General features: G+C 58.3%; 17 protein-coding genes, 2 tRNA genes and 1 pseudogene. 9 read left to right on the top strand and 11 right to left on the bottom strand.

Going from position 1 to position 23,364, the window contains the following annotated elements; translation table 11 throughout:
* The first annotated feature begins 70 nt into the window (after positions 1–70).
* From rmuC to PHT20_RS09065, 5 genes are all read left to right on the top strand, one after another.
* Entirely contained in the window at positions 71–1,870 is a 1,800-nt protein-coding gene (gene rmuC, locus PHT20_RS09085; protein ID WP_301020265.1) for a DNA recombination protein RmuC, read from the top strand.
* A complete protein-coding gene (gene mutL, locus PHT20_RS09080; protein WP_301020264.1) occupies positions 1,863–3,938 on the top strand; it encodes a DNA mismatch repair endonuclease MutL in 2,076 nt (691 codons plus the stop codon). Before rmuC ends, mutL begins: the two co-directional genes overlap by 8 nt.
* A 112-nt stretch (positions 3,939–4,050) precedes the next feature.
* Positions 4,051–4,893, top strand: coding sequence for an HDOD domain-containing protein (locus PHT20_RS09075; RefSeq protein WP_301020263.1), 843 nt, complete (start codon positions 4,051–4,053; stop codon positions 4,891–4,893).
* A 9-nt stretch (positions 4,894–4,902) separates the two neighbouring features.
* Positions 4,903–5,790: an MBL fold metallo-hydrolase gene (locus PHT20_RS09070; RefSeq protein ID WP_301020262.1), complete on the top strand. Its 888-nt coding sequence runs from the start codon at positions 4,903–4,905 to the stop codon at positions 5,788–5,790.
* 87 nt (positions 5,791–5,877) lie between these two features.
* Positions 5,878–7,257: an NAD(P)H-hydrate dehydratase gene (locus PHT20_RS09065; protein ID WP_366520915.1), complete on the top strand. Its 1,380-nt coding sequence runs from the start codon at positions 5,878–5,880 to the stop codon at positions 7,255–7,257.
* Between the two features lie 44 nt (positions 7,258–7,301).
* Here the strand turns inward: PHT20_RS09065 and PHT20_RS09060 are convergent.
* Both PHT20_RS09060 and rnr read right to left on the bottom strand, forming a co-directional pair.
* A pseudogene (locus PHT20_RS09060) lies at positions 7,302–8,061 on the bottom strand (SDR family oxidoreductase).
* Between the two features lie 27 nt (positions 8,062–8,088).
* Positions 8,089–10,383: a ribonuclease R gene (rnr, locus tag PHT20_RS09055; RefSeq protein WP_301020261.1), complete on the bottom strand. Its 2,295-nt coding sequence runs from the start codon at positions 10,381–10,383 to the stop codon at positions 8,089–8,091.
* Positions 10,384–10,415: 32 nt separating this feature from the next.
* On the opposite strand from rnr, the gene PHT20_RS09050 reads away from it, so the two are divergent.
* Positions 10,416–10,500 (top strand) — tRNA-Leu (locus PHT20_RS09050).
* Between the two features lie 121 nt (positions 10,501–10,621).
* Here PHT20_RS09050 and rimO read toward each other — a convergent pair.
* The 3 genes from rimO to PHT20_RS09035 form a co-directional block, all read right to left on the bottom strand.
* A complete protein-coding gene (rimO, locus tag PHT20_RS09045) occupies positions 10,622–12,025 on the bottom strand; it encodes a 30S ribosomal protein S12 methylthiotransferase RimO (protein ID WP_301020260.1) in 1,404 nt (467 codons plus the stop codon).
* A gap of 8 nt (positions 12,026–12,033) precedes the next feature.
* Complete coding sequence (phaR, locus tag PHT20_RS09040) at positions 12,034–12,573, bottom strand: polyhydroxyalkanoate synthesis repressor PhaR (RefSeq protein ID WP_300082031.1); 540 nt, start codon at positions 12,571–12,573, stop codon at positions 12,034–12,036.
* Between the two features lie 185 nt (positions 12,574–12,758).
* Positions 12,759–12,835 (bottom strand) — tRNA-Val (locus tag PHT20_RS09035).
* Between the two features lie 132 nt (positions 12,836–12,967).
* On the opposite strand from PHT20_RS09035, the gene PHT20_RS09030 reads away from it, so the two are divergent.
* Complete coding sequence (locus tag PHT20_RS09030; protein ID WP_300082028.1) at positions 12,968–13,726, top strand: 3-hydroxyacyl-CoA dehydrogenase; 759 nt, start codon at positions 12,968–12,970, stop codon at positions 13,724–13,726.
* A gap of 85 nt (positions 13,727–13,811) precedes the next feature.
* Positions 13,812–15,677 (top strand): DNA primase, encoded by a 1,866-nt coding sequence (gene dnaG / locus PHT20_RS09025; RefSeq protein ID WP_301020259.1) that lies wholly within the window; start codon positions 13,812–13,814, stop codon positions 15,675–15,677.
* Between the two features lie 61 nt (positions 15,678–15,738).
* On the opposite strand, the gene PHT20_RS09020 is transcribed toward dnaG, so the two are convergent.
* From PHT20_RS09020 to PHT20_RS09005, 4 genes are read right to left on the bottom strand one after another with little or no spacing between them, the layout of a single operon-like run.
* Positions 15,739–16,434: an ABC transporter ATP-binding protein gene (locus PHT20_RS09020; RefSeq protein WP_300082022.1), complete on the bottom strand. Its 696-nt coding sequence runs from the start codon at positions 16,432–16,434 to the stop codon at positions 15,739–15,741.
* 5 nt (positions 16,435–16,439) lie between these two features.
* A complete protein-coding gene (locus PHT20_RS09015) occupies positions 16,440–17,216 on the bottom strand; it encodes an ABC transporter ATP-binding protein (RefSeq protein WP_300082019.1) in 777 nt (258 codons plus the stop codon).
* On the bottom strand, positions 17,213–18,520 hold the full coding sequence (locus tag PHT20_RS09010) for a branched-chain amino acid ABC transporter permease (protein WP_300082016.1): 1,308 nt from the start codon (positions 18,518–18,520) through the stop codon (positions 17,213–17,215). The genes PHT20_RS09015 and PHT20_RS09010 overlap by 4 nt, the downstream gene beginning before the upstream one ends.
* Entirely contained in the window at positions 18,520–19,467 is a 948-nt protein-coding gene (locus PHT20_RS09005) for a branched-chain amino acid ABC transporter permease (RefSeq protein WP_301020258.1), read from the bottom strand. The genes PHT20_RS09010 and PHT20_RS09005 overlap by 1 nt, the downstream gene beginning before the upstream one ends.
* A 431-nt stretch (positions 19,468–19,898) precedes the next feature.
* Between PHT20_RS09005 and PHT20_RS09000 the strand changes: the two genes are divergently transcribed.
* Positions 19,899–20,114: a tyrosine-type recombinase/integrase gene (locus tag PHT20_RS09000; RefSeq protein ID WP_301020257.1), complete on the top strand. Its 216-nt coding sequence runs from the start codon at positions 19,899–19,901 to the stop codon at positions 20,112–20,114.
* Positions 20,115–20,158: 44 nt separating this feature from the next.
* Here the strand turns inward: PHT20_RS09000 and PHT20_RS08995 are convergent, their stop codons facing one another.
* Positions 20,159–21,400: an ATP-binding protein gene (locus PHT20_RS08995; protein ID WP_300082008.1), complete on the bottom strand. Its 1,242-nt coding sequence runs from the start codon at positions 21,398–21,400 to the stop codon at positions 20,159–20,161.
* 153 nt (positions 21,401–21,553) lie between these two features.
* The gene (locus PHT20_RS08990; RefSeq protein ID WP_300082005.1) at positions 21,554–23,197 is read right to left on the bottom strand and encodes a 3-(methylthio)propionyl-CoA ligase; all 1,644 of its coding nucleotides are present in this window, start codon (positions 23,195–23,197) and stop codon (positions 21,554–21,556) included.
* Positions 23,198–23,364: the final 167 nt, after the last annotated feature.

Genomic DNA, 23,364 nt, shown 5'->3' with positions numbered 1-23,364 from the left:
TATAGCTTATAAAATAAGCACAAGTAGCTATTGAATTCATAACAACTCAAACTCACAAAGCCCCTACCTCATGACTGACCTGATTTTCACCCTGCTGTCTTTTGGCATGGCTCTGGTGGTGGTACTGCAAATCATCGCGTTGCTGCGCAAGCCGCGCCTTGAGCTGCCGCCTGAGCTGGCGCTCAAGCTAGAGGCCTTGGAGCAATCTGCCCGCAGCACCTTGCAAGCCGTAGCCAAAAATGATGGCGCGCTCGATGGCATGGGGCAGCACTTGCAAGGCTTTTCGCAAACCTCTGCCGCCAGCCTGGAAGCGGTTCGCAAAACCATTGACGACAAGCTGGCCCAAACTGTGGCCGAGTCGCGCAGCGGCCGGGCTGAATTGCTCACGGCGTTTCAGGGCTTTGAGGGCAAGCTGGAGCAGCGTCTGGGTGGGTTCGAAGCGGCACTTACCCAACGGCTGGCGGCCTTGCAACTGACCGTGGCCAACGGCTTGGACGACACCAGCAAAACCCTGTTGGCGCACTTGACCCAAGCCCAAACCGATGCCGCCACCGGGCGCAAAGAGCTGACCGATGCGCTGGGTGGTTTCCGCGCTGAGCTGGGCACGGCCTTGGCCGGCCTGGCCAGCGAGAGCGTCAAGTCCCGCCAAGCCATGACGGAGAGCGCCGCGCTGTTTGAGACCCGCATTCAAGAGCGCTTTGAGGCCTTGACCGGCAGCACGCGCCAAACGCTTGATTCGCTCAAAACCGACATCAACACGCAGCTCGGCGTCATGTCTGGCGCGCTCAAAGACCAGCTCGAAGGCAACAGTTTTCAAATCAAACACCAGTTTTCCGCCTTGCAAGAATCGGTGTCGCAACAGCTCACCGGGCTGGTGCAGGGCAGCCAGCAAAGCGCCGAGCAGTTGCGAGTGGCACTCAATGAGCGGCTGGCCGCCATCCAACTTGACAACACCAGCAAGCTCGAAGAAATGCGCCGCACGGTGGATGAAAAACTGCACGCCACGCTGGAGCAGCGCCTGGGTGAATCCTTCAAACTGGTCAGCGAGCGGCTGGAGCAAGTGCAACACGGCCTGGGTGAAATGAAAACCCTGGCCGCCAGCGTGGGCGACTTGAAGCGCGTCATGACCAACGTCAAATCGCGCGGCACCTGGGGCGAAATGCAGCTGGGCGCCATCATTGAAAACGTGCTGACGATCGACCAATACGGCAAAAATGTCAAAACCGTGCCTGGCAGCAACGAGCTGGTGGAATTTGCCATTCGCCTGCCCGGCAAGCAAGACGAGCACCCGATCTGGCTACCGATTGACTCCAAATACCCAGTGGAGCACTACCAACGCCTGATGGATGCCTATGACGCGGTAGACAAGGCGGCCATTGCTCAGGCCGGCAACGCGTTTGAGACGTCAATGAAACTGGAGGCCAAAAAAATCGTCGCCAAATACGTGTCACCGCCACACACCACCGACTTTGCCATTCTGTACCTGCCTTCTGAGGGCCTGTTTGCCGAGGTGATTCGCCGCCCCGGCCTGGTCGAAGCCATCCAGAACGACTGCCGCGTCATGATCACCGGCCCGGCCAACCTGGCCGCCATGCTCAACAGCTTGCAAATGGGCTTCAAAACACTGGCCATTGAAAAGCGCAGCTCTGAAGTGTGGAGCCTGCTGGGCTCGGTGAAAAACGAGTTCAACAAGTTTGGCGAAATTGTGGAAGCCACCAAAAAGTCCATCGACACGGCTGCCGCCAAGTTCAACGAGGTGGGCGTGCGCACCCGCGCCATTCAGCGCAAACTGCGCGACGTGGAAGAGCTGCCCGCCCCACTTGACCCCGCCTTGGCCGCACCCCTGCTTGAGACTTTAGACAATGACTGAAACCGCATCGGCAACCCAGCCGCCACGCCCCTCGATCCGTGAACTGCCCGACGAGTTGATCAGCCAAATCGCCGCTGGCGAGGTGGTAGAGCGCCCGGCGTCTGTGGTGCGTGAGCTGGTCGACAACGCCATCGACGCCGGTGCCAGCCAGATCACACTGCGGCTGCTGGCCGGTGGTGTGCGGCTGATCAGTGTGGAAGACGACGGCTGCGGCATCTGGCCCGATGAGCTGCCGCTGGCTTTCAAGCGCCACGCCACCAGCAAGATCAGCAACCTGGCGGACCTGGAGTCGGTGGGCACCATGGGCTTTCGGGGTGAAGCGCTGGCCGCAATTAATTCAATAGCTGACTGCGCAATATCTACAAGGGCTAGCGGCCAAAATAATGCTTATATTTTGGCTGGCCAAACGGGTGAGCTGCAGCCCGTGGCACGCAGCGTGGGCACCACGGTCGAGGTCAAAGAACTGTTTTTCTCGACCCCGGCGCGGCGCAAATTCCTCAAAACCGATGCCACCGAACAAGCCCACTGCGTTGAAGCCGTGCGCCGCCATGCGCTGGCGCGCCCCGACGTGGGTTTTGCCATCTGGTCTGACGGCAAGTTGGTCGAGCAATGGCGCCGCTGTGGTGAGCGCCACAGCTTGCCTGCGCTGGAGCAGCGCTTGGCCGACGTGCTGGGCAGCGAGTTTGTCGAGCGCTCGGTGTGGGTCGATTTCGCCACCGGCGCCACATCGGGTCGGCCTGACTACGCCCCGGTCATCAAAGTTTGGGGTCGTGCCGGCCTGCCGGATGCAGCACGCGCCCGCGCTGACCAACAGTTTTGCTACGTGAATGGCCGCTTTGTGCGCGACAAGGTCATCACCCACGCCGCTCGCAGCGCTTATGAGGATGTGTTGCACGGCCAGCGCCAGCCGGTGTATGCGCTGTATGTCGAAATTGACCCCACCCGGGTTGACGTGAATGTGCACCCGACCAAAATCGAGGTGCGTTTCAGGGACAGCCGCGAAGTGCACCAAGCCGTGCGTCACGCCGTAGAAAACGCCTTGGCGGCGCCCCGCGCGGGTCAACCAGAGCAGCAACCCACTTGGGTTGATGGCGGGTACCCCCCCGCGATGGGTGCCATGCCGGGCGGTGCCACAGACCCCCTGCGCGCCCTGCCTGTAAGCGCCGTCGACCTGGCAAGTCGCTTTGCCCAAGCTGATATTTTTAAGCTAAATAAGCCTGTAGCGCCCGTCAAATATGCACAGACAGCTATGTATTTTGAGAAAAGTGTGGGACACAAGGTGAGCGAGTTGGGCGCGTTGTGGCAGAGCAGCCGTGCCACCCCATCCACCATAGATCAAGCCGCATGGCCACCGGCGGCGTTTGGTTTGCCACCGCATGAGGCCGACCTGGCCAACCCGCCAGCCAGTGCAGCTGCCCAACCACAAGACCAGTCATCAGACAACTTTTGGCCGCTGGGGCGCGCCTTGGGGCAACTCAAAGGCATTTACATCCTGGCTGAAAACGCCCAGGGTTTGGTGATTGTGGACATGCACGCCGCGCATGAACGCATTGTTTATGAGCGCCTCAAGCGCCAATGGGCAGTGGCACATCACGCGCCAGACTCAAGCACAAGCCCCCAGCAAGGCGCCCTGCCCAGCCAGCCGCTGCTGCTACCCGCCACCTTTGCCGCCACCCCGCTAGAGGTGGCCACGGCCGAGGCGAACCAGGCTGCGCTGCAACAGCTGGGGCTGGACATCACCCCGTTTTCAGACAAAACCCTGGCTGTGCGCGCCGTGCCCAGCAGTTTGGCGCAAGGCGATGCAGTTGAGCTGGCCCGCAGCGTGTTGGCCGAATTGGCGCACACCGAGGCCAGCACGGTGCTTGCACGCGCCCACAACGAGCTGCTGGCCACCATGGCCTGCCACGGCGCCGTGCGTGCCAACCGCCAACTGACCTTGGAAGAAATGAACGCCTTGCTGCGCGACATGGAGACCACAGAGCGCTCAGATCAATGCAACCATGGCCGCCCCACCTGGCGGCAGGTCAGCCTGCGCGAACTCGATGCGCTGTTCATGCGCGGGCGTTGAGCTTGTGCCTGAGACTGGGTTGCTTTGGGTTTATCATGCATTGCCCATTGACACCTTGCGCTTGATTCACGCTTCCACCCTGCCCCTTTTGCACTGACGCACAGTTTTATTCATGTCGCCGGAACTCTCCCAAAAGCTCGCCAGCGCCGTGGATGGCATGCCCGCATTTCCCAAAAGCGTGCAAAGCATTCTGGAGCTCACGCGCGATGTCAATTGCACCCCCAAAGACCTGGTGCAAGTCATCGACAAAGACCCGGTGGTCACGGTCAAGGTGTTGCGGGCGGTGAATTCAGCCTATTACAGTTTGCCCAAGCAGATCACCTCGGTGAACCACGCAGTGGTGTATTTGGGCTTCAACACCATTAAGAATTTGGCCTTGTGCATTGCCGCCATTGGCATCCTGCCGCAACACAACTCGGCTGAGTTTGATGTCAACAGCTATTTGCTGCACTCGCTCTCGACGGCGGTGCTGGCCAAAAAACTGGCAGCGCGGCTGGATGATGTCGACCCCATGGACTGCTTCATTGGCGGGCTGCTGCACGACTTTGGCAAAGTGGTGTGCGCCCAGTTCATGCCCACCGAGTTCAAGCAGGCGCTGCAATTGAGCCTGGCGCAAAACACTTCGCTGCATGAGGCTTTGCGCCACACCTTGGGAGCAGACCATGCCATCATCGGTGCCATGCTGGTGGAAAAATGGCGTTTTGCGCCAGATTTGATCCACACCATTGCACACCAGTTTGACCCGCCAGCGCAAAATTCAGCGTTGTTTGCCTGTGTGTTCACGGCCAACCAAATCAGTAAAAAATTGTCTTTTGGTTTTGCTGGCAACCCGTGTGTTTATCCGCTGTCGCCACCGGTCGCCAAGATGATGGGCGGCACCTTGGATGAGGTTATCCTCTCACTCAATGATGTCAACGCCGCTTTTGAAGAAGCCAAATTATTTGCCCAAATTTAAGGGTCAGCCATGAAAATCAAATTTTGGGGAGTCCGTGGCTCCATTGCTTCACCGGGTCCTGCCACTGTGCGCTATGGTGGCAATACCACGTGCATTGAGATTCGAACCGACCACAATGAGCTCATCATCATTGACGCGGGCACTGGCATTTTTCCGCTGTCTCAGTCGCTGCTGGCTGAGTTGCCCGTGACCGCCAACGTGCTGATTTCGCATTCGCACTGGGATCACATTCAGGGTTTGCCTTTTTTTGTGCCCAACTTCATTCCCGGCAACACCTTGCGTCTGCATGGCGCATTTGACCCAGTGTCTGGCAAAGGCATTGAGCAAGTGATGTCAGTCCAGTTGCAATACAGCTATTTCCCGGTGCGCGAGGCTGAAATGAAGGCGCGCATTGAATACGTGACGCTGGCGCCTGACCAAAGCTTTCAAATTGGCTCGGCCACTGTGACCCCGTGTTTGATGAACCACCCGGTGGTGGATTTTGGCTACCGCATTGAGGCCAACGGCAAATCGGTTTTTTTCACGGGCGACCACGAGCCACCGTTGAACATTTACGCCCCGCATGACCCGGAATATGCGGAATACCAGCATTTCATTGATGAAAAAACAGCCACCATTTTGCGTGCCATGGCCGGTGTGGATGTACTGATTGCCGACAGCTCTTACACCCGCGCCGAATACACCAGCAAAATGGGCTGGGGTCATGGCACCTTTGACTCCAGCATCCAATACGCCAAACTGGCGGGCGCCAAAAACCTGTTTTGCACCCATCACGAGCCCACGCGCAGCGACGATGCCCTGGAGGCAGCCTTTAGCCAAGTGATGCAAGAGCACCCTCACCAAGCGGGCGACCCGGTGGTTCGCCTGGCGCGCGAAGGCGAAACCTTTGAGTTTTGAGCTGTGCGCAAAATCCTGGCGGGCTTCAATGAACCCCTTTACGGTGTTCAAGCCACACGCCTGATCGAGGCGGCCTGTTAGGCCAGCATCCCCCAACCCAGCTTGATGCAACGCGCCGGTTTGGCCAGCGCCAAACTGGTTTTGGCTGTGGCACCCCACGCCCAGCGCATTTGGGTAGCCTGTGGCCCAGGTAACAACGGTGGCGATGGCCTAGAAGCGGCACTGCATTTGAAACAGTGGGGTAAACAACCGCTGGTCACTTGGCTGGGTCATGCCGACACTGCCCCGGCTGATGCAGCCAGCGCCTACCAGCGGGCTCATGCTGCTGGAGTCCAAATCAGCACGCAGTTGCCAGACCAAGTGGAAGTGGTGCTGGATGCCTTGCTGGGGCTGGGCATCCAGCGGCGTGAACCCAGCGGCGAACTTGCCCATGCCGTGCAGCACATGTTGGCCTGCGCCGCACCAGTGGTGGCGATCGACCTGCCCACAGGGTTGTCCGCCGACTCGGGAGCCGCCTGCCAACTGCACGTCAATGCCCACCACACGCTGTGTGTGCTAACCCTAAAGCCTGGCTGCTTCACCGCACAAGGCAAAGATGCGTGTGGCACGGTGTGGCTGGATGACTTAGGTGCAGGCGAGCTGATGCGCACCATGGCTGCAGCCATGCCGTCACCTGATGCCATGCTGGCAGCGGCACCAGCTTTGCAAGCTCGACCCCATGCCAGTCACAAAGGCAGTTTTGGCGATGTGGCAGTCATTGGAGGTGCGCCGGGCATGACGGGGGCAGCATTGCTGGCAGCGCGTGCGGCTTTGTACGGCGGCGCGGGTCGGGTGTTTGTGAGCTTGCTGGACGCCATGCACCCCGGTGTGGATATGAGCCAACCCGAGCTGATGTTTCGCCCTGTTGAAGCGCTCGATTTTTCTGCCTGTACGCTGGTGTGTGGCTGTGGTGGCGGCACGGCTGTGGCGCCCCTCTTGCCCAGGATATTGGCCGCAGCATCACCCGTGGTGTTGGATGCCGACGCATTAAATTCGCTGGTGCAGCAATCCGACTTGCAACAGCAACTGGCCAAGCGTGCGGCACAAGGCCTGCCGACGGTGCTGACACCGCACCCGCTGGAGGCTGCGCGCCTGCTGGCCTGCAGTGCGCCAGACATACAGGCCAACCGTCTGCAAGCAGCCAGAGAACTCTGCGCCATGTTCAACTGCACGGTGGTGCTCAAAGGCTCTGGCACGGTGATCGCCAGCCCAGGGCACACCCCGGTCATCAACCCCACTGGTAACGCCAAACTGGCCAGCGGCGGCACAGGCGATGTGCTGGCAGGTAGGGTGGGGGCACGCTTGGCGGCGGGGCAAAGTGCCTTTCATGCTGCTTGCCACGCGGTGTACCAACATGGTCTGGCCGCTGACCTCTGGCCAGCACTGCAGCCTCTTACCGCGTCAGCCTTGGCCAAGCATGCGTCATAAAGTGGTGGGTGGTATCAATGCTCAGGTTATTGCTTTGCGAGCCTTTAGCCTCGCCCTGCAAACGGCATGTCAGTGGCCATGATGGTGTGAAACATCACATTGGCCGAGAGCGGTAAGTTGGCCATGTAAACCACGGACTGACCCACATGGGCCACATCCATCACGGGCTCTACCGCGATGCTGCCATTGGCTTGCAAAATGCCCGTTTGCATGCGCTGAGTCATGTCGGTGGCGGCGTTGCCAATGTCTATTTGTCCCACCGCAATGTGGTACTTGCGGCCATCGGAGCGAAGCCGTTTTGGTCAAGCCTGTGACGGCGTGCTTGGTAGCCGTGTAGGCCACCGAGTTAGGGCGTGGCGTGGTGGCTGAAATCGAGCCGTTGTTGATGATGCGACCGCCCATAGGGTGCTGGGCTTTCATCACCCGAAAGGCTTGTCGCAGGCACAAAAACATGCCCGTCAGGTTGACGTCTACCACCGCTTGCCAGTCTGACAGCGCCAGGTCTTCCAGCAGCACGCCAGGGGGTGCACTGATGCCAGCGTTGTTAAACAACACGTCCAAGTGGCCGAATTTTTGCAGAGTAGCCTCAAAAAGTGCCAGCACTTGGTCTTCTTTGGACACGTCTGCTGCGAAAGCAAACGCGTTCTCAGGCGCAGCGCATTGCGCCGCCACCGCTTGCAAAGGTGGCAGCCGCCGCCCAGCCAACACCACTTGCCAGCCATCAGCCAGCAAGGCCAGCGCCACGGCTTTGCCAATGCCCGACCCAGCACCGGTGACCAGCGCCACTTTGTTTGTCAAAGTCATGTTTAAACAGGTCATGAGCATTAACCCTCAACTGCGTCGACGCGGCTTGCGTGACTTGGGCTTGGGACTGTCAGAAGCTTTGGCAGCGCTGCTGCGCTGAGCACCTTTGGCGCGTGACTTGGAACCATCTGCAGCACGATCTCGTGAACTTTTTGGTGCTTGCGCAGCAGGGTCGCTTCGACGTTTTCGTCCGGTCTCAGCCCCGGTCAGACTGCCCGCGCGGCCGGAATCCGTAGCGGTGCGGCTGACCAGTCCATCGCTGTCAGGCATCAAGCGGAAGTCAATGCGACGTCCGTCCAAATCTACCCGGCTGACTTGTACCCGCACCCTTGACCCCAGGGCGTAGCGCATGCCGGTGCGTTCGCCACGCAATTCCTGGCGCGCTTCGTCAAACCGGTAATACTCCCCACCCAGCTCGGTGATGTGCACTAAGCCTTCCACATACATGGCATCGAGCGTGACAAAAATACCAAAGCTGGTGACGGCACTGACCACGCCACCAAACTCCTCACCCAAATGCTCGCGCATGTATTTGCATTTCAGCCAGGCTTCCACGTCGCGGCTGGCTTCGTCGGCGCGGCGTTCATTGGCACTGCAGTGCAAGCCTGCAGCCTGCCAGGCCTGCATGTCCACGCTCAGCTTGCGTGGTTTTTGCCCTGGCTCTGCCACCCGTGAAGCCAGATTTTTTTCTAGCCGCTTGGACAGTTTGGCATGCGCATCACCCGGTGTGGGCAAGACCGGCAACTGGTATTTGGTTTTCGCCAAGATGGCTTTGATGACCCGATGCACCAGCAAATCTGGATAGCGCCGAATCGGGCTGGTGAAGTGGGTGTAGGCCTCAAAAGCCAACCCAAAGTGACCACTGTTGATGGGCGTGTAAATGGCTTGCTGCATCGAGCGCAACAACATGGTTTGAATTTGCTGTGCGTCTGGGCGCTCTTTGGTGGCTTTGGCAATGGCCTGAAAATCGGCTGGGCTGGGGTCATCACCAATGCTCAAAGGCACGCCACTGACCTTGAGAAAGTTCCTGAGCAATTCCACTTTTTCTGGGGTGGGGCCTTCATGCACCCGGAACAACCCCACGTGTTTGCTTTGTGAGATGAAATCTGCACTGCACACATTGGCCGCCAGCATGGCTTCTTCAATCAACTTGTGCGCATCATTGCGGGTGCGCGGCATGATTTTTTCAATGCGGCCAGCCTCGTCACACACAATCTGGGTTTCTACAGTTTCAAAGTCCACAGCACCACGGCGCTCGCGCGATTTCAACAAAGCACGGTAAACATCATGCAGGTTGAGCAAATCAGCCACACGGTCTTGGCGCTTGGCCGCCTCTGGCCCGCGCGTGTTGGCCAAAATGGCGGCCACTTCAGTGTAGGTAAAGCGGGCGTGGCTCCACATCACCGCCGGGTAAAACTGGTACGCCGTCACTTCGCCGTCCGGGCTGATCATCATGTCACACACCATGCACAGGCGTTCCACCTCAGGGTTGAGCGAGCACAAGCCGTTAGACAGTTTCTCAGGCAACATGGGAATCACCCGGCGTGGGAAATACACGCTGGTCGCACGTTCGTAGGCATCAATGTCAATGGCTGAACCGTTTTCCACGTAGTGGCTGACATCGGCAATGGCCACCAGCAAGCGCCAGCCCATCACAACTGATTTGCCGCGCCCAATCTTGGCTGGCTCGCAGTAGACCGCATCGTCAAAGTCGCGCGCATCTTCACCATCAATGGTCACCAGCGGCACATCGGTCAAATCGACCCGCTGATGTTTATCGATGGGCCGCACGGTGTCTGGCAGACCACGCGCTTGCGCCACACAGGCTTCAGAGAAAACATGCGGCACATCGTACTTGCGCACGGCAATTTCAATTTCCATGCCTGGATCATCCACGTCACCCAGCACCTCTTTGATGCGCCCCACGGGCTGACCAAACAGTGCCGGCGGCTCGGTCAATTCCACCACCACCACCTGGCCAACCTTGGCGGCACTGATGGCGGCCTTGGGGATCATCACGTCTTGGCCGTAGCGCTTGTCTTCGGGAGCCACAATCCAGATACCGCTTTCACAAAGCAATCGACCAATGATGACCTGGTTGCTGCGCTCCACAATCTCCACCACCCGACCTTCTGGGCGACCTTTGCGGTCACTGCGCACCACACGCGCTTTGACGCGGTCTTTGTGCAACACGGCTCGCATTTCGTTGGGTGGCAAGTAAATGTCTGCTTCGCCATCGTCTCGGATGACAAAACCATGGCCATCACGGTGACCTTGAACAACACCTTCAACTTCATCCAGCAACGTGCTGGTTTGCTTCATATTTTTGATACAATACCTTTCTTTCCTGAAATGCCCAGGTGGCGGAATTGGTAGACGCACTAGTTTCAGGTACTAGCGAGTAACTTCGTGGGGGTTCGAGTCCCTTCCTGGGCACCAATATAAATGAATTCTGTTTTGTTTTCATTACAAACCAGAGACTGGTTTCAAAAGCCGCTGTACCCACAGCGGCTTTTTTTATTGCTGACCCTTGATGCATGGGTTGGCGCTGCAAACTCACTCAAAAAGGTTGCGCCACCAAATCATGGCCACGCGCTGCCACAATTCTGGCCTTGGTGAATTCACCCACCTTCATCGTCTTGCTGATTTTCTCGGGTGCAAGCAACTGCACCACACCATCAATTTCAGGCGCATCTGCGTAAGAGCGCCCTAAGCCACCCTTTTTACCCAAACCGGGTGCAGAGTCCACCAAAATCTGCATGGTGGCCCCCACCCGCTGCTGCAATTTGGCTGCTGACACGGCCTCGGCCACTTCCATGAAGCGGGCGCGACGTTCTTCACGCAAAGATTCGGGCAGCATGCCCGGGAGCTCGTTGGCTGCTGCGCCATTGACCGGGCTGTATGCAAAGCAACCGGCACGGTCTATCTGTGCCTCTTTGACAAAATCCAGCAAATCAGCAAACTCAGCCTCGCTCTCGCCCGGAAAGCCGGCAATGAAGGTGCTGCGTACCACAATTTGCGGACAGGCTTGGCGCCAGCGCTGCAACCGCTCAAGATTTTTTTCACCACTGGCGGGGCGTTTCATGCGCTTGAGCACATCAGGGTGGCTGTGCTGAAACGGCACATCCAAGTAAGGCAACACCAGGCCAGAGGCCATCAACGGCAAGATGTCGTCGACACTGGGGTAAGGGTAAACATAGTGCAAACGCACCCATGCGCCATAACCTTGTGCCATCTCACCCAAGGCTTGCGTCAACTCGAACAGCCTGGTTTTGATGGGTTTGCCACTCCAAAACCCAGTGCGATAAGCCACATCCACACCATAGGCAGAGGTGTCTTGGCTGATCACCAACAGCTCTTTCACGCCACCTTCAAACAAGGCTTGAGCTTCTTTGAGCACGTCGCCAATTGGGCGAGAGACCAAATCGCCACGCATCGAGGGAATGATGCAAAAGGTGCACCGGTGGTTGCAGCCTTCGCTGATTTTGATGTAGGCGTAATGCCGAGGCGTAAGTTTGATGCCCGCAGAGCCAAACGCGTTTGGCACCAAATCCACAAACGGGTCATGTGGTTTAGGCAAATGAGTGTGCACCGCATCCATCACTTCCTGGGTGGCCTGCGGACCGGTGACCGCCAGCACGCTGGGGTGCATTTGCCGCACCAGGTTGTCCCCATCTGCACCAGCTTTGGCACCTAAACAGCCCGTCACGATGACCTTGCCATTTTCTGCCAAAGCCTCGCCAATGGTGTCAAGGCTCTCTTTGACCGCATCGTCAATGAAGCCACAGGTGTTGACAATCACCAAATCAGCCCCGGCAAAGGTTTTGACGGTTTGATAACCCTCGGCACTGAGTTGGGTCAAGATCAGTTCAGAATCGGTCAGCGCCTTGGCGCAGCCCAAGCTGACAAAGCCCACTTTGGGGGCAACTGCGGGCTGAGTGGAGGCAGGTAGAAGAGAAGTCATAGGCGGATTTAACTTGCGCTTTTGATGCCAAAGGCACCCAACATCTGGTCAGTTTGTTTTTGCACTTGCTCTTGCATTTTTACCAACATGGCTTTGGACTGCTCCAAGCTCCCGCCCATCAATGCCTGCAAAGCAGGGGGCTGCATCGCAGCGTATTGGCTCCACATTTCAGGCGTGAAACCTTTGGATTGCTCAGCAAAACGGGTTTGCACCTCAATCAGCGACTGAATGTTTTTTTCTAGATAACCACCTAAGAAGCCCTGCATGGCGTGACCATAAAAACGAATCAAACTCTCAAGCACAGGCGCGGTAAACATGGGCGTGCCACCAGCTTCTTCTTCCAGAATGATTTGCAACAAAATGCTGCGGGTGATGTCTTCACCCGATTTGGCATCGCGCACTTCAAACGCCACGCGCGTCATCACCAACTGTTTGACTTCAGCGAGCGTGATGTAGGTCGAGGTATCGGTGTCGTAAAGACGGCGGTTGGGGTATTTTTTGATGATGCGTTGTTGTGGCACGCTCAAAGACGCTTGCGCGGTGGTCATGAAAAATCCTTGAACACCATGGGCGTTCGTTGAAAGAGGTTGATTTGCACTGCAGCGGATTGTAAGGATTCATCCAACACGCATGCAGGTGCTGCATGATGTGCTGTACACATGATCAAAAACAAACTTAGAAGGAGATGTACCGAGGTTTTTGTGCTCTGAATCTGGTCAATTTCAGAAAACCTTGGTAGGCGCGATTGGACTCGAACCAACGACCCCCACCATGTCAAGGTGGTGCTCTAACCAGCTGAGCTACGCGCCTAGGAGTATTCGAGAAACCGAGAGTATAGCGTCAATAAGTTCTCCTTCGGCCAAATGCACGACAAAACTTGAGTTGCGTACGGTGCGTCATAATTTGACGTTTACGTTAACGTCAATCAACCCGGAGATTCACATGGACATTTCAGGCAAAGTTTTCATCGTCACGGGAGCTGCCTCTGGCTTAGGCGAAGGCACTGCACGCATGCTCAGCAGCAAAGGGGGCAAGGTCGTGGTGGCAGACATGCAAGTTGAAAAAGGTCAAGCGGTGGCAGACAGCATTGGCGGTGCCTTTGTCAAATGCGATGTCAGCAACGAGAGCGATGGGCAAGCTGCCGTCGCGCTGGCCGGCAGCTTGGGCAAACTGATGGGCTTGGTCAACTGCGCAGGCATTGCACCCGCTGAAAAAACAGTGGGCAAAGCCGGCCCCCATGCGCTGGCCGTGTTTAACAAGTGCATCACGGTCAACCTGGTGGGCAGCTTCAACATGATTCGCCTGTGCGCCGATGCCATGTGTAAAAACGACCCTGAAGCCACCGGCGAACGCGGTGTGCTGATCTCTACCGCCTCGGTCGCCGCTTATGACGGCCAAATGGGGCAAGCCGCCTACAGCGCATCCAAAGGCGGCATTGTCGGCATGACCCTGCCGATTGCCCGCGACCTGGCGCGCAACGGCATCCGCAACATGACGATTGCACCAGGCATTTTTGGCACGCCCATGATGTTCAGCTTTCCACAAGAAGTGCAAGACGCGTTGGCCGCCAGCGTGCCTTTTCCATCACGCCTGGGCACACCGCAAGACTATGCCAAGCTGGCGGTGCATATTTTTGAGAACGACATGCTCAACGGCGAAGTCATCCGCCTGGATGGCGCCATCCGCATGGCACCCCGCTGAACGCACACACCCGCGGGCACAAGACATGTGCACCGCGGGTGGCCAGGCCAGCCCTTGAAGAAGACGGGCTTCCTACAATCTGGCCATGTCCATTCCCCAAACCTTTGTTCAGGAACTGCTTGCCCGCGCCGATGTGGTGGAGATTGTGGGGCGCTATGTGCAGCTCAAAAAAGGCGGCGCCAACTTCATGGGCTTGTGCCCTTTTCACAGCGAAAAATCACCGTCTTTTTCAGTCAGCCCCACCAAGCAGTTTTACCACTGCTTTGGCTGTGGCAAAACCGGCAACGCGATTGGTTTCTTGATGGAACACGCGGGCATGAGCTTTGTCGAAGCGGTGCAAGACCTGGCGCAACAGTTTGGCATGAAAGTGCCCGAAGACGACGCCAGTCCGCAAGACCGGGCGCGAGCCGCGCAGCAGCGTGAAAAGCAAACCACCCTGAATGAAGTGCTCGAAAAAGCCTGCAAGGCCTACCAAAAGAGCCTCAAAACATCACCCCGTGCGGTGGACTACTTCAAAGGCCGAGGCGTCTCAGGCCAAGTGGCGAAACAATTTGCATTGGGCTACGCCCCAGAAGGCTGGCGCAGCTTGGCCAGCGTGTTTCCCAACTACGACGACCCCATGCTGGTCGAATGCGGCTTGGTGATCTTGCACGATGAAGAGGGCCAAGACGCCAAGCGCTACGACCGCTTTCGTGACCGGGTGATGTTTCCCATCCGCAACGTCAAAGGCCAATTCATCGGCTTTGGCGGGCGTGTGCTGGGCGATGACAAGCCCAAATACCTCAACTCACCCGAAACCCCGGTGTTCAGCAAAGGCCGCGAGCTCTATGGCCTGTATGAGGCACGCGCCGCCGTGCGTGAACATGGCTACGCGTTGGTCACTGAAGGCTACATGGACGTGGTGGCGTTGGCGCAGTTAGGCTTTCCAAACGCTGTGGCCACACTGGGCACGGCGTGCACGGCCGAGCATGTGCAAAAACTGTTTCGGTTTACCGATGCCGTGGTGTTCAGCTTTGATGGCGACAGCGCTGGCCGGCGGGCAGCACGCAAAGCGCTGGATGCCGCCCTGCCCTATGCCAACGACGTGCGCTCGGTCAAATTTTTGTTTTTACCGCCCGAGCACGACCCTGACAGTTTCATCCGCGCCCATGGCAAAGAAGCCTTCGCCCGGTTTGTGACTGAGGCTGTGCCACTGAGCCGTTTTTTGATAGATGCCGTGCGCGATGGCTGCGACCTGAGCAGCGCCGAAGGCCGCGCCCACTTGGCCAGCAATGCCAAACCCCTGTGGGAGCTGATGCCTGATGGCGCGCTGAAGCAGCAGTTGCTCAGCGAACTGGCAGATTTGGTGCAACTTGCCAACCGCGAGCTCCTGAATGTATGGCACCCCGGCAGCCAAAGCAGCGCCAGTAAATCCACCAAAAAATATCAAAATGATAGCACTTCACGCTTTGAATCAAAGGGCTACAGCACTAAAACACGTCAAAAAGAAAGCACCCTGCGCGGCACGGGTCAAGGGCGCCAGCCGACCAGCCGCGCCGACCATGCGGCACGCTTGCTGCTGGACAACATGGCCGCTTTGGCGCAGTTGTCGGCCGAAGACCATGCCATGCTGTGCGCGCTGCCAGAGCCTCACGGCCCCCTGTTCACCTGGCTGGAGCGCCAGTTTCACGAGCATGGCGTGCAGCCGTGGGTGGCATTGCGCGAGGGGCTGCACACGTCTGAGAGCGAGCTTTACGCCTTGCAATTGATGGCGGGGTACGAACTGGGGGTAGAGAGCGACAACGCCGAAGCACTGACCGAGCTGCGCCACCTGCTCAACCGCATGTTGATTGACCAGCTCAAGCTGGATGAAGACCAGGCCATTGCCGCCGCCAAAACCGACCCCAGCGCGTTGCAGCGCTACCGCGAGCTGCAAGCCCGGCGCAAAGTCTTGACCGACGCCACCGTTTGATTTTGCTACATTTAAAGTAGCTACTTACGCTTATTCTATAAGCGCTAGAGGCTTATTTTACTTAAACTTCTAGCCACTCTTTGCGAACTGCTGCGTGGTGCTGCAACTGGTCTGGCGTGCCTTCAAACACCACACGGCCGTGCCCCATGACGGCGCAGCGGTCAGACACCGCCATGGCAATGGTCAGCTTTTGCTCGATCAGCAGCACCGACACCCCACACGCCTTGAGCCGTTGCAGGTAGTGCCCCACCAGCGCCACCATTTGCGGTGCCAAGCCTTCGGTGGGTTCATCGATCAGAATCAGGTCTGGGTCTCCCATCAAGGTGCGGCACAGGGTCAGCATCTGCTGCTCGCCACCAGACATCACGCCGGCAGGGGTGTGCTGGCGCTGTTTCAAAAGCGGGAACAGGGCATACATGTCTTCCAGCGACCAGCGGCTGGGCTTGGCACGGGTCTGCTGGCCCAACAGCAGGTTTTGCGCCACGGTGAGTTTGGGAAACACGTCGCGGCTCTCGGGCACATAGCCCAGCCCCAACTGGGCGATTTCGTAGGTTTTTTGACCCATGAGCTCTTGCCCGCGCCAGCGCACCGACCCGGTGGCCGCCACCAACCCCATGATGGCTTTGGCGGTGGTGCTGCGCCCGGAGCCGTTGCGCCCCAGCAGCGCCACAATTTCGCCAGGACGCACCTGCAGCGTGACCCCGTGCAACACATGGCTTTGGCCGTAAAAGGCGTGGAGGTTGGCTATGTCCAGCATGCGCTTTATCCCGCAGCAGGCGCCGCCAGGGCACCCAGGTAGGCAGCTTGCACCCGGGCATCGGCACGCACCGCCTCAGGGCTGTCAAAGGCCAGCAACTCGCCATACACCAGCACCGCAATTTTGTCTGCCAGTCCAAACACCACGCCCATGTCGTGCTCTACAGTCAATAGCGTTTTGCCCACGGTGGCGGCTTTGATCAGGTGCATGAAGCGGCTGGATTCACTCTGACTCATGCCCGCCGTGGGCTCGTCGAGCAAGATCACTGGCGCGCCACCAGCCAGGGTAATGCCAATCTCTAGCGCGCGCTGTTCGGCATAGGTCAGGTTCATGGCCAGGGTGTCGCGCTTTTTACCCAGGTGCACCCTGTCCATCAGCGCTTCAACACGGTCATTGACATCATGCAGGTCAAGCAAAAATTTCAGAAACGTGTATTTGTAGCCCAGGCTCCACAGCACGCCACAACGCAGGTTCTCGCGTACAGTCAGGCGCGGAAAGAGGTTGGTGATCTGGAAGCTGCGGGAAAGCCCCAAGCGGTTGATCTCAAACGCTGGTTTGCCGTCAACCCGCTTGCCGTTGAGCCAAATCTGACCACTGCTGGGCGCCATGCGCCCGCTGATCAGGTTAAACAGCGTGGACTTACCCGCGCCATTGGGGCCAATGATGCCAATGCGCTCGCCGGGCTGAACCACCATGCTGATGCCACAAATGATGTCGGTCTTGCCAAAGCTTTTGCGCAAGTTTTTAAGTTCCAACGCCAAGGCGGGTGCGGTCTGGCTCACAGCGCGGCCTCTTGGCGGCAGATGTCGCGCTCAATGCTGGCTTGAATCTGGCGCCAGTCGTGCACAAACTGGCGCCGGCAAAGCTCAAACAACCCCAGCCCGGTCAGCATCACCCAGGCGGCGCCGCACCAACAGTTGATGCTTGTGGCATTCAAGCGGATGCCCATGAACACCAGCTCGGGCCCCAGCGCCGCATTGAGCTGCAGGTGGTAGACCATCTCGATCATCGTCGCCGCACCGACCAAGGCCACCAGCGCCGTGGCCGCCAGCGCCAGGTAACTGACCCACAGTGGGCGCAAAAACCCAAACTTGGCCAGCCGCAGGTTCATCATGATCAGGCTGGCCACGCCCCCCGGCGCATGCACCACCATCACCAAAAAGAGCAGCCCCACATACAGCAGCCAGGCCTGGGTGAACCCCGACAACAGCACAAACGCCAGCACCATCAGCACCGCACCCAAAATCGGGCCAAAAAAGAAAGTAGCGCCGCCCAAAAAGGTGAACAACAAATAAGCCCCAGAGCGGTAGCCGCTAACCACCTCGGCAGTGACAATTTCAAAATGCAGCGCCGCCAGGCCGCCAGAGACTCCGGCAAAAAATGCTGCCAGCACAAACGCCAAGTACCGCACCATGTGGGTGTTGTAGCCCACAAAGGCCACGCGTTCCGGGTTGTCCCGCACCGCATTCAGCATGCAGCCAAGCGGCGTGCGGGTAAAGGCAAACATCAGCGCGGTGCAGACCAAGGTGTAGGCCGCAATCAGGTAATAGAGCTGGATTTGCGGGCCAAAGGTGATGCCAAACACCGCCTGCCCCGCCACCCGGTTGCCAGAGACACCGCCTTCGCCACCAAAAAACGCCGGAAACATCAGCGCCATGGCCCACACCAACTCGCCCACGCCCAAGGTGATCATGGCAAACGGTGTGGCCGCATGGTGCGTGGTGACCCAGCCCAGCACCAGCGCCAGCACCATGCTGCCCAAGCCAGCCACCACCGGGATCAAGCTCACCGGCAGCGCCAGCCCGTCGGTGACAAGGTTCAGGGTGTGGATGCCCAAAAACGCCCCCATGCCCGAATACACCGCGTGGCCGAAGCTGAGCATGCCGCCCTGCCCCAGCAGCATGTTGAAACTGAGACACACAATGATGGCGATGCCCATTTGGCTCAGCAGCGTCAGGCTCAAGCTGCTGTCAAACACCAGTGGTGCCAGCGTCAACACCAGCGCATACAGGCTCCAGACCGCAATGCGGCTCAGATTAACCGGCTTGCCCGCCAGCACGGTGGCGCTTTTGGGTGTGCCCGCCATCAGTCCCCCCGGGTGCCGAGCAGCCCACGCGGCCGGAAGATCAGCATCACCACCATCAACACATACGGCAAGATCGGTGCCACCTGGCTCACCTTGAGCTGCCACAGGGCATAACCAGGTGTGTGCTGGGTCAACACCAACCCCATGCGCCCCAGCAGGGACACGGCCGACACCTCCATGCCGACAGCAAAAGTCTGCATCAGGCCAATCAGCAGCGACGCCAAAAACGCCCCAGCCAACGAGCCCATGCCGCCCACCACCACCACCACAAACACAATGCCCCCCACCGATGCGGCCATGCCAGGCTCGGTGACAAACGCAGTGCCACCGATCACCCCAGCCAAACCGGCCAGCGCACAGCCACCGCCAAACACCAGCATGAAGACACGGGGCACGTTGTGCCCCAGCGCTTCAGTCATGTCGGGGTGGGTGAGCGCGGCCTGAATCACCAAGCCCATCCGGGTGCGGGTGAGCAGCAGCCACAGCGCCACCAGCATCAAGAGTGCCACCGCCATCATGAAGGCACGCAGCAGCGGAAACTGGGTGCCAAACAGTGTGAACAAGGGGCCATCCAGCACTTGCGGCACCCGGTAGTCGAGCGAGCTGCGCCCCCACACCAGCTGCACCAGCTCCAACATCACATAGCTCATGCCAAAGGTAATCAGCAGTTCGGCCACATGGCCAAACCGGTGCACGCGGCGCAGCACAAAGCGCTCAAACCCTGCACCCAAGCCGCCCACCAGCAACGGCGCTAACACCAGCGCAGCCCCAAAGCCCAGCCATTCGGTAAGCTGGAAGCCAAAGTAAGCGCCCAGCATGTAAAACGACGCGTGGGCAAAGTTGAGCACGCCCATCATGCTGAAAATCAGCGTCAGCCCGGCGCTGAGCATGAACAGCAGCAGCCCGTAGCTGATGCCGTTGAGCAGTGAAAGGGTGAAAAATGCCATGCAATTCAAAAAAGTCAAAAATCGGACAAGCCCGAAGCTTACCCGGCAGCAGCCTGTGCGCTGATGAAAGGGCAACAGACGGGTGCGATTCAAACTGATGTGGATTTATTCCCTCTCCCTTTCGGAGAGGGTTAGGGTGAGGGCGGATGTTCGTGTCACTTGGTTGCAGGAAGCCCTCACCCCTGCCCTCTCCCAGAGGGAGAGGGAGTGAAACGCGCAACGAATCGCGGTAGAGACACCCATTACTGAGCGCCCCCCGCACATATCCGTACGTGCCCAATTCGGGCATACAGCTCTTACCTTGGGTGTTTGACGGCAAAGCGCTGCTCTGGCCATGGATGAAGAATTCTTGGGGTGGGTAGCCCATCGTTGACCAGTTGGGTCATGCGTTTCCACGTCAGTTTTATTTTTTTTGGCTTCGCCTGAATGACTTGCGCCACAGTTATGCGAGTTTTCTCGTCAACGCCGGGCGCAGCCTGTACGAAGTGCAAAAGCTGCTCTGGCATCACGATCCGAAGGTGACGATGCGGTATGCGCACCTGTCGCCGCAGGGGATGCGCGAGGCGGTTAATGTGGTGGGGAATTTGGTGGGTAGGCGGGCGGTAGTGGCCAACGCGCCGCAGGCTGCAGCGACTGTCGCTGCGTGACAAAGTTCACTGAAGCACGACACTTTAATGTCGCGCTTTTGCTTTTACACACCCCACAAGGTCGACAATGGCGCTGCCCAGATACCGTCGCCCAGCGGCATCGTCTCGGTACCGTCGTACAGCAACACCCCCATCTTGAATTGATTGCCCGCAATGTGGGCCAGCTTTTTCAGGCCACGCAGGTCGCTCTCCTTGACAGTGGCTGCCGCCTTCACTTCAACGCCTACCAACTTGCCCGCTGTGTTTTCGATCACGACATCGACCTCGACCTTGTCAGCGTCCCGGTAGTACAGCAGGCGATAGTCCCCGTCTGCCGTGGTCGTGTGTTTAAGCAGTTCCCCAAAAACAAAGGTTTCCAGCACATTGCCAAACCGCGTGCGATCCTGCTGCACTTCGTCAGCTGTCAAATCAAGTAGCGATGCCAGCAGGCCGGAGTCGATGAACTGCAGCTTGGGCGTCTTGACTACACGGTTGAGTCTGTTTCGCTCCCAGACGTCAATGCGCTTGAGCAGGTACATCTGCTCGAAGGCACCAACATAGCGGGAGGCTGTCTTGCCATCGATCCCTACCTGACCGCCAAGCTGGGTGTAGTTACACATCTGGCCAGCCGTCTGCGCTAAAGCACGCAGGAATCGGGGCAACTGAGCGAGCTTCTCAATACCAGCCACGTCACGGACATCCCGCTGGATGATGGCATCGATGTACTGCCGGGTCCACGTCACACGACGCTTCGGTGTAGCGCGCGAAATCACTTCCGGGTAGCCGCCGCGCAGCACACGTTCGATCAGATCATTCCCCAGTGCGGGCTGGTCTGCCTTGAGAATCTGGCCTGCGAAAGCGCAGTCGATCCAGTTGGCTGATTGCAACTCGATTTCGCTCTGCGACAAGGGCAATAACGACAAGGTCTCCATCCGCCCGGCAAGCGAGTCGGCCACGGTAGGCAATGCCATCAGGTTGGCTGACCCGGTCAGTAGAAAGCGTCCGGGGCGGCGATCTTCATCCACGCTTTTTTTGATGGCAAGCAGTAACTGGGGTGCACGCTGAATTTCATCGATCACTGCCCGATCCAAGCTGCGAATCATCCCCACAGGGTCTTCCCGAGCCGACAACAAGGTCAACTCATCGTCCATCGTCAGATAGCGCAGTTGCTGCTGCTGCGCTATCTGCTTCACCAGGGTTGTCTTGCCTGCCTGACGCGGGCCTGCAAGCAATACAACTGGCGTGTCCTGCAAAGCTTCAGCAATGCGTGGCTCGATCCGACGCGGGTAAAGAGATGTCATATTCATGTGCGCATCGTATCGTAAATCCAGGAAATACTTAACGTAAATTGCGGAATGTATCTGCGTAAATCTCGGAACCGAAACGCATGAATCACGGAATTAAGGTGCCTCGCGTTCACCAAACTCCGCCCTTTACGGGGGGGCAGCGTTGGGTCGCCCTTAACGCAAATCAGGCAATTTGTAGTCTTTGAGCACTTCACGCAGCTTGGTTTTTTGCATTTTGCCGGTGGCACCCATTGGAATGGCGTCCAAAAACACCACGTCATCAGGAATTTGCCATTTGGCGGCTTTGCCTTCATAAAACGCAATCAACGCCTCACGCGTGACCTCTTGGCCGGGTTTTTTCACCACGGCAATGATCGGACGCTCGTCCCACTTGGGGTGTGCCATGCCAATGCAGGCCGCCATGGCCACGGCGGGGTGCGCCACGGCGATGTTTTCGATGTCAATCGAGCTGATCCATTCGCCGCCAGACTTGATCACATCCTTGCTGCGGTCGGTGATTTGCATGTAGCCATCGGCATCGATGGTGGCCACGTCGCCCGTGGGAAACCAGCCATCCACCAGCGGCATGACGGCCTCAACATCACCCACGCCTTTGAAGTATTCGCGCATCACCCACGGGCCTTTCACCAGCAGGTCGCCATAGGTTTTGCCGTCCCAGGGCAGCTCAGCACCGCTTGCGTCGACAATTTTCATGTCGACACCAAAAATGGCACGGCCTTGTTTCAGCCGCACTTTCATCTTGTCTTCATTGGACAGGCTGAGGTGTTTGTTTTTCAAGGTGCACAGCGTGCCCAGCGGGCTCATCTCGGTCATGCCCCAGGCGTGCAACACTTCCACGCCATAGACATCGTTGAAGGCCGTGATCATGGCCGGCGGGCAGGCCGAGCCGCCAATCACCGTGCGTTTGAGGGTGGAAAAGCGCAGTTTGTTGGGCTCCATGTGGCCCAGCAACATTTGCCAGATGGTGGGCACGCCAGCGGCGTAGGTCACGCCTTCCAACTCGATCAGGTCGTAAATCGACTTGCCGTCCATGCCCGGCCCTGGAAACACCAGTTTGGCGCCGGTGAGCGCGGCCGAATAGGGAATGCCCCAGGCGTTGACGTGAAACATGGGCACCACCGGCAAAATCGAGTCGCGGGCTGACAAGCACATCACATCTGGCAGCGCAGCCGCATAAGCGTGCAGCACGGTGGAGCGGTGGCTGTAGAGCGCGGCTTTGGGGTTGCCGGTGGTGCCGCTGGTGTAGCACATGCTTGATGCGGTGTTTTCATCCAGCTCAGGCCAGCTGTAGCGTGTGGACTGCACCAACAGCAAGGCCTCGTAACTGAGCAGGTTAGGAATGCCGCTATCGGCAGGAACTTTGTCTGTATCACACAGCGCCACCCAGTGCTTCACGCTGGGGCATTTGCTGTGAATGGCTTTGACAATGGGCAAAAACGTCATGTCAAAGCACACCATTTGGTCTTGCGCGTGGTTCATCACCCAAGCAATTTGCTCTGGTGCCATGCGCGGGTTGATGGTGTGCAAGACCCGGCCTGAGCCGCTCACGCCAAAATACATTTCCAGGTGGCGGTAGCCGTTCCAGGCAATCGAGGCCACCCTCTCGCCCATCTGCACGCCAAAGGTATCGAGCACACCGGCCAATTGGCGCGAGCGCTGCGCGGCTTCTTTGTAGGTGTAGCGGTGAATGTCGCCCTCAACCCGGCGCGAGACGATTTGCCCTTCGCCATGGTGGCGTTCGGCAAATTCGATCAGCGACGAAATGGAAAGGGCTTGGTTTTGCATCAATCCGAGCATGGGTGTCTCCTCTATGGGGTTGCTTCAGGGAATGGCATGGTACTGCCAAAAAATTGGCTCGGCGGGAACAGGTCCAAGTGGCTCGGCTTGAGCAGTGGTGTCTCTGGCTTGGCTGCTTTGGTGGCTCTGGCTTGGCTGCTTTGGTGGCTCTGGCTTGGCTGCTTTGG

Origin of the sequence: Rhodoferax sp. (genome assembly GCF_028715765.1) — a bacterium.
Classification (GTDB): domain Bacteria; phylum Pseudomonadota; class Gammaproteobacteria; order Burkholderiales; family Burkholderiaceae_C; genus Rhodoferax.
The sequence above is the reverse complement of the archived record's forward strand: the minus strand, read 5'-3'. Positions and strand labels throughout refer to the sequence as shown.

Coding starts and splice junctions, on each gene's coding strand:
- rmuC (WP_301020265.1), top strand. CDS start 71: ATGACTGACCTGATTTTCACCCTGCTGTCTTTTGGCATGGCTCTGGTG.
- PHT20_RS08990 (WP_300082005.1), bottom strand. CDS start 23,197: ATGCTCGGATTGATGCAAAACCAAGCCCTTTCCATTTCGTCGCTGATC.
- PHT20_RS08995 (WP_300082008.1), bottom strand. CDS start 21,400: ATGAATATGACATCTCTTTACCCGCGTCGGATCGAGCCACGCATTGCT.
- rimO (WP_301020260.1), bottom strand. CDS start 12,025: ATGACTTCTCTTCTACCTGCCTCCACTCAGCCCGCAGTTGCCCCCAAA.
- PHT20_RS09010 (WP_300082016.1), bottom strand. CDS start 18,520: ATGGCGGGCACACCCAAAAGCGCCACCGTGCTGGCGGGCAAGCCGGTT.
- PHT20_RS09070 (WP_301020262.1), top strand. CDS start 4,903: ATGAAAATCAAATTTTGGGGAGTCCGTGGCTCCATTGCTTCACCGGGT.
- PHT20_RS09005 (WP_301020258.1), bottom strand. CDS start 19,467: ATGGCATTTTTCACCCTTTCACTGCTCAACGGCATCAGCTACGGGCTG.
- dnaG (WP_301020259.1), top strand. CDS start 13,812: ATGTCCATTCCCCAAACCTTTGTTCAGGAACTGCTTGCCCGCGCCGAT.
- phaR (WP_300082031.1), bottom strand. CDS start 12,573: ATGACCACCGCGCAAGCGTCTTTGAGCGTGCCACAACAACGCATCATC.
- rnr (WP_301020261.1), bottom strand. CDS start 10,383: ATGAAGCAAACCAGCACGTTGCTGGATGAAGTTGAAGGTGTTGTTCAA.
- PHT20_RS09020 (WP_300082022.1), bottom strand. CDS start 16,434: ATGCTGGACATAGCCAACCTCCACGCCTTTTACGGCCAAAGCCATGTG.
- PHT20_RS09075 (WP_301020263.1), top strand. CDS start 4,051: ATGTCGCCGGAACTCTCCCAAAAGCTCGCCAGCGCCGTGGATGGCATG.
- mutL (WP_301020264.1), top strand. CDS start 1,863: ATGACTGAAACCGCATCGGCAACCCAGCCGCCACGCCCCTCGATCCGT.
- PHT20_RS09030 (WP_300082028.1), top strand. CDS start 12,968: ATGGACATTTCAGGCAAAGTTTTCATCGTCACGGGAGCTGCCTCTGGC.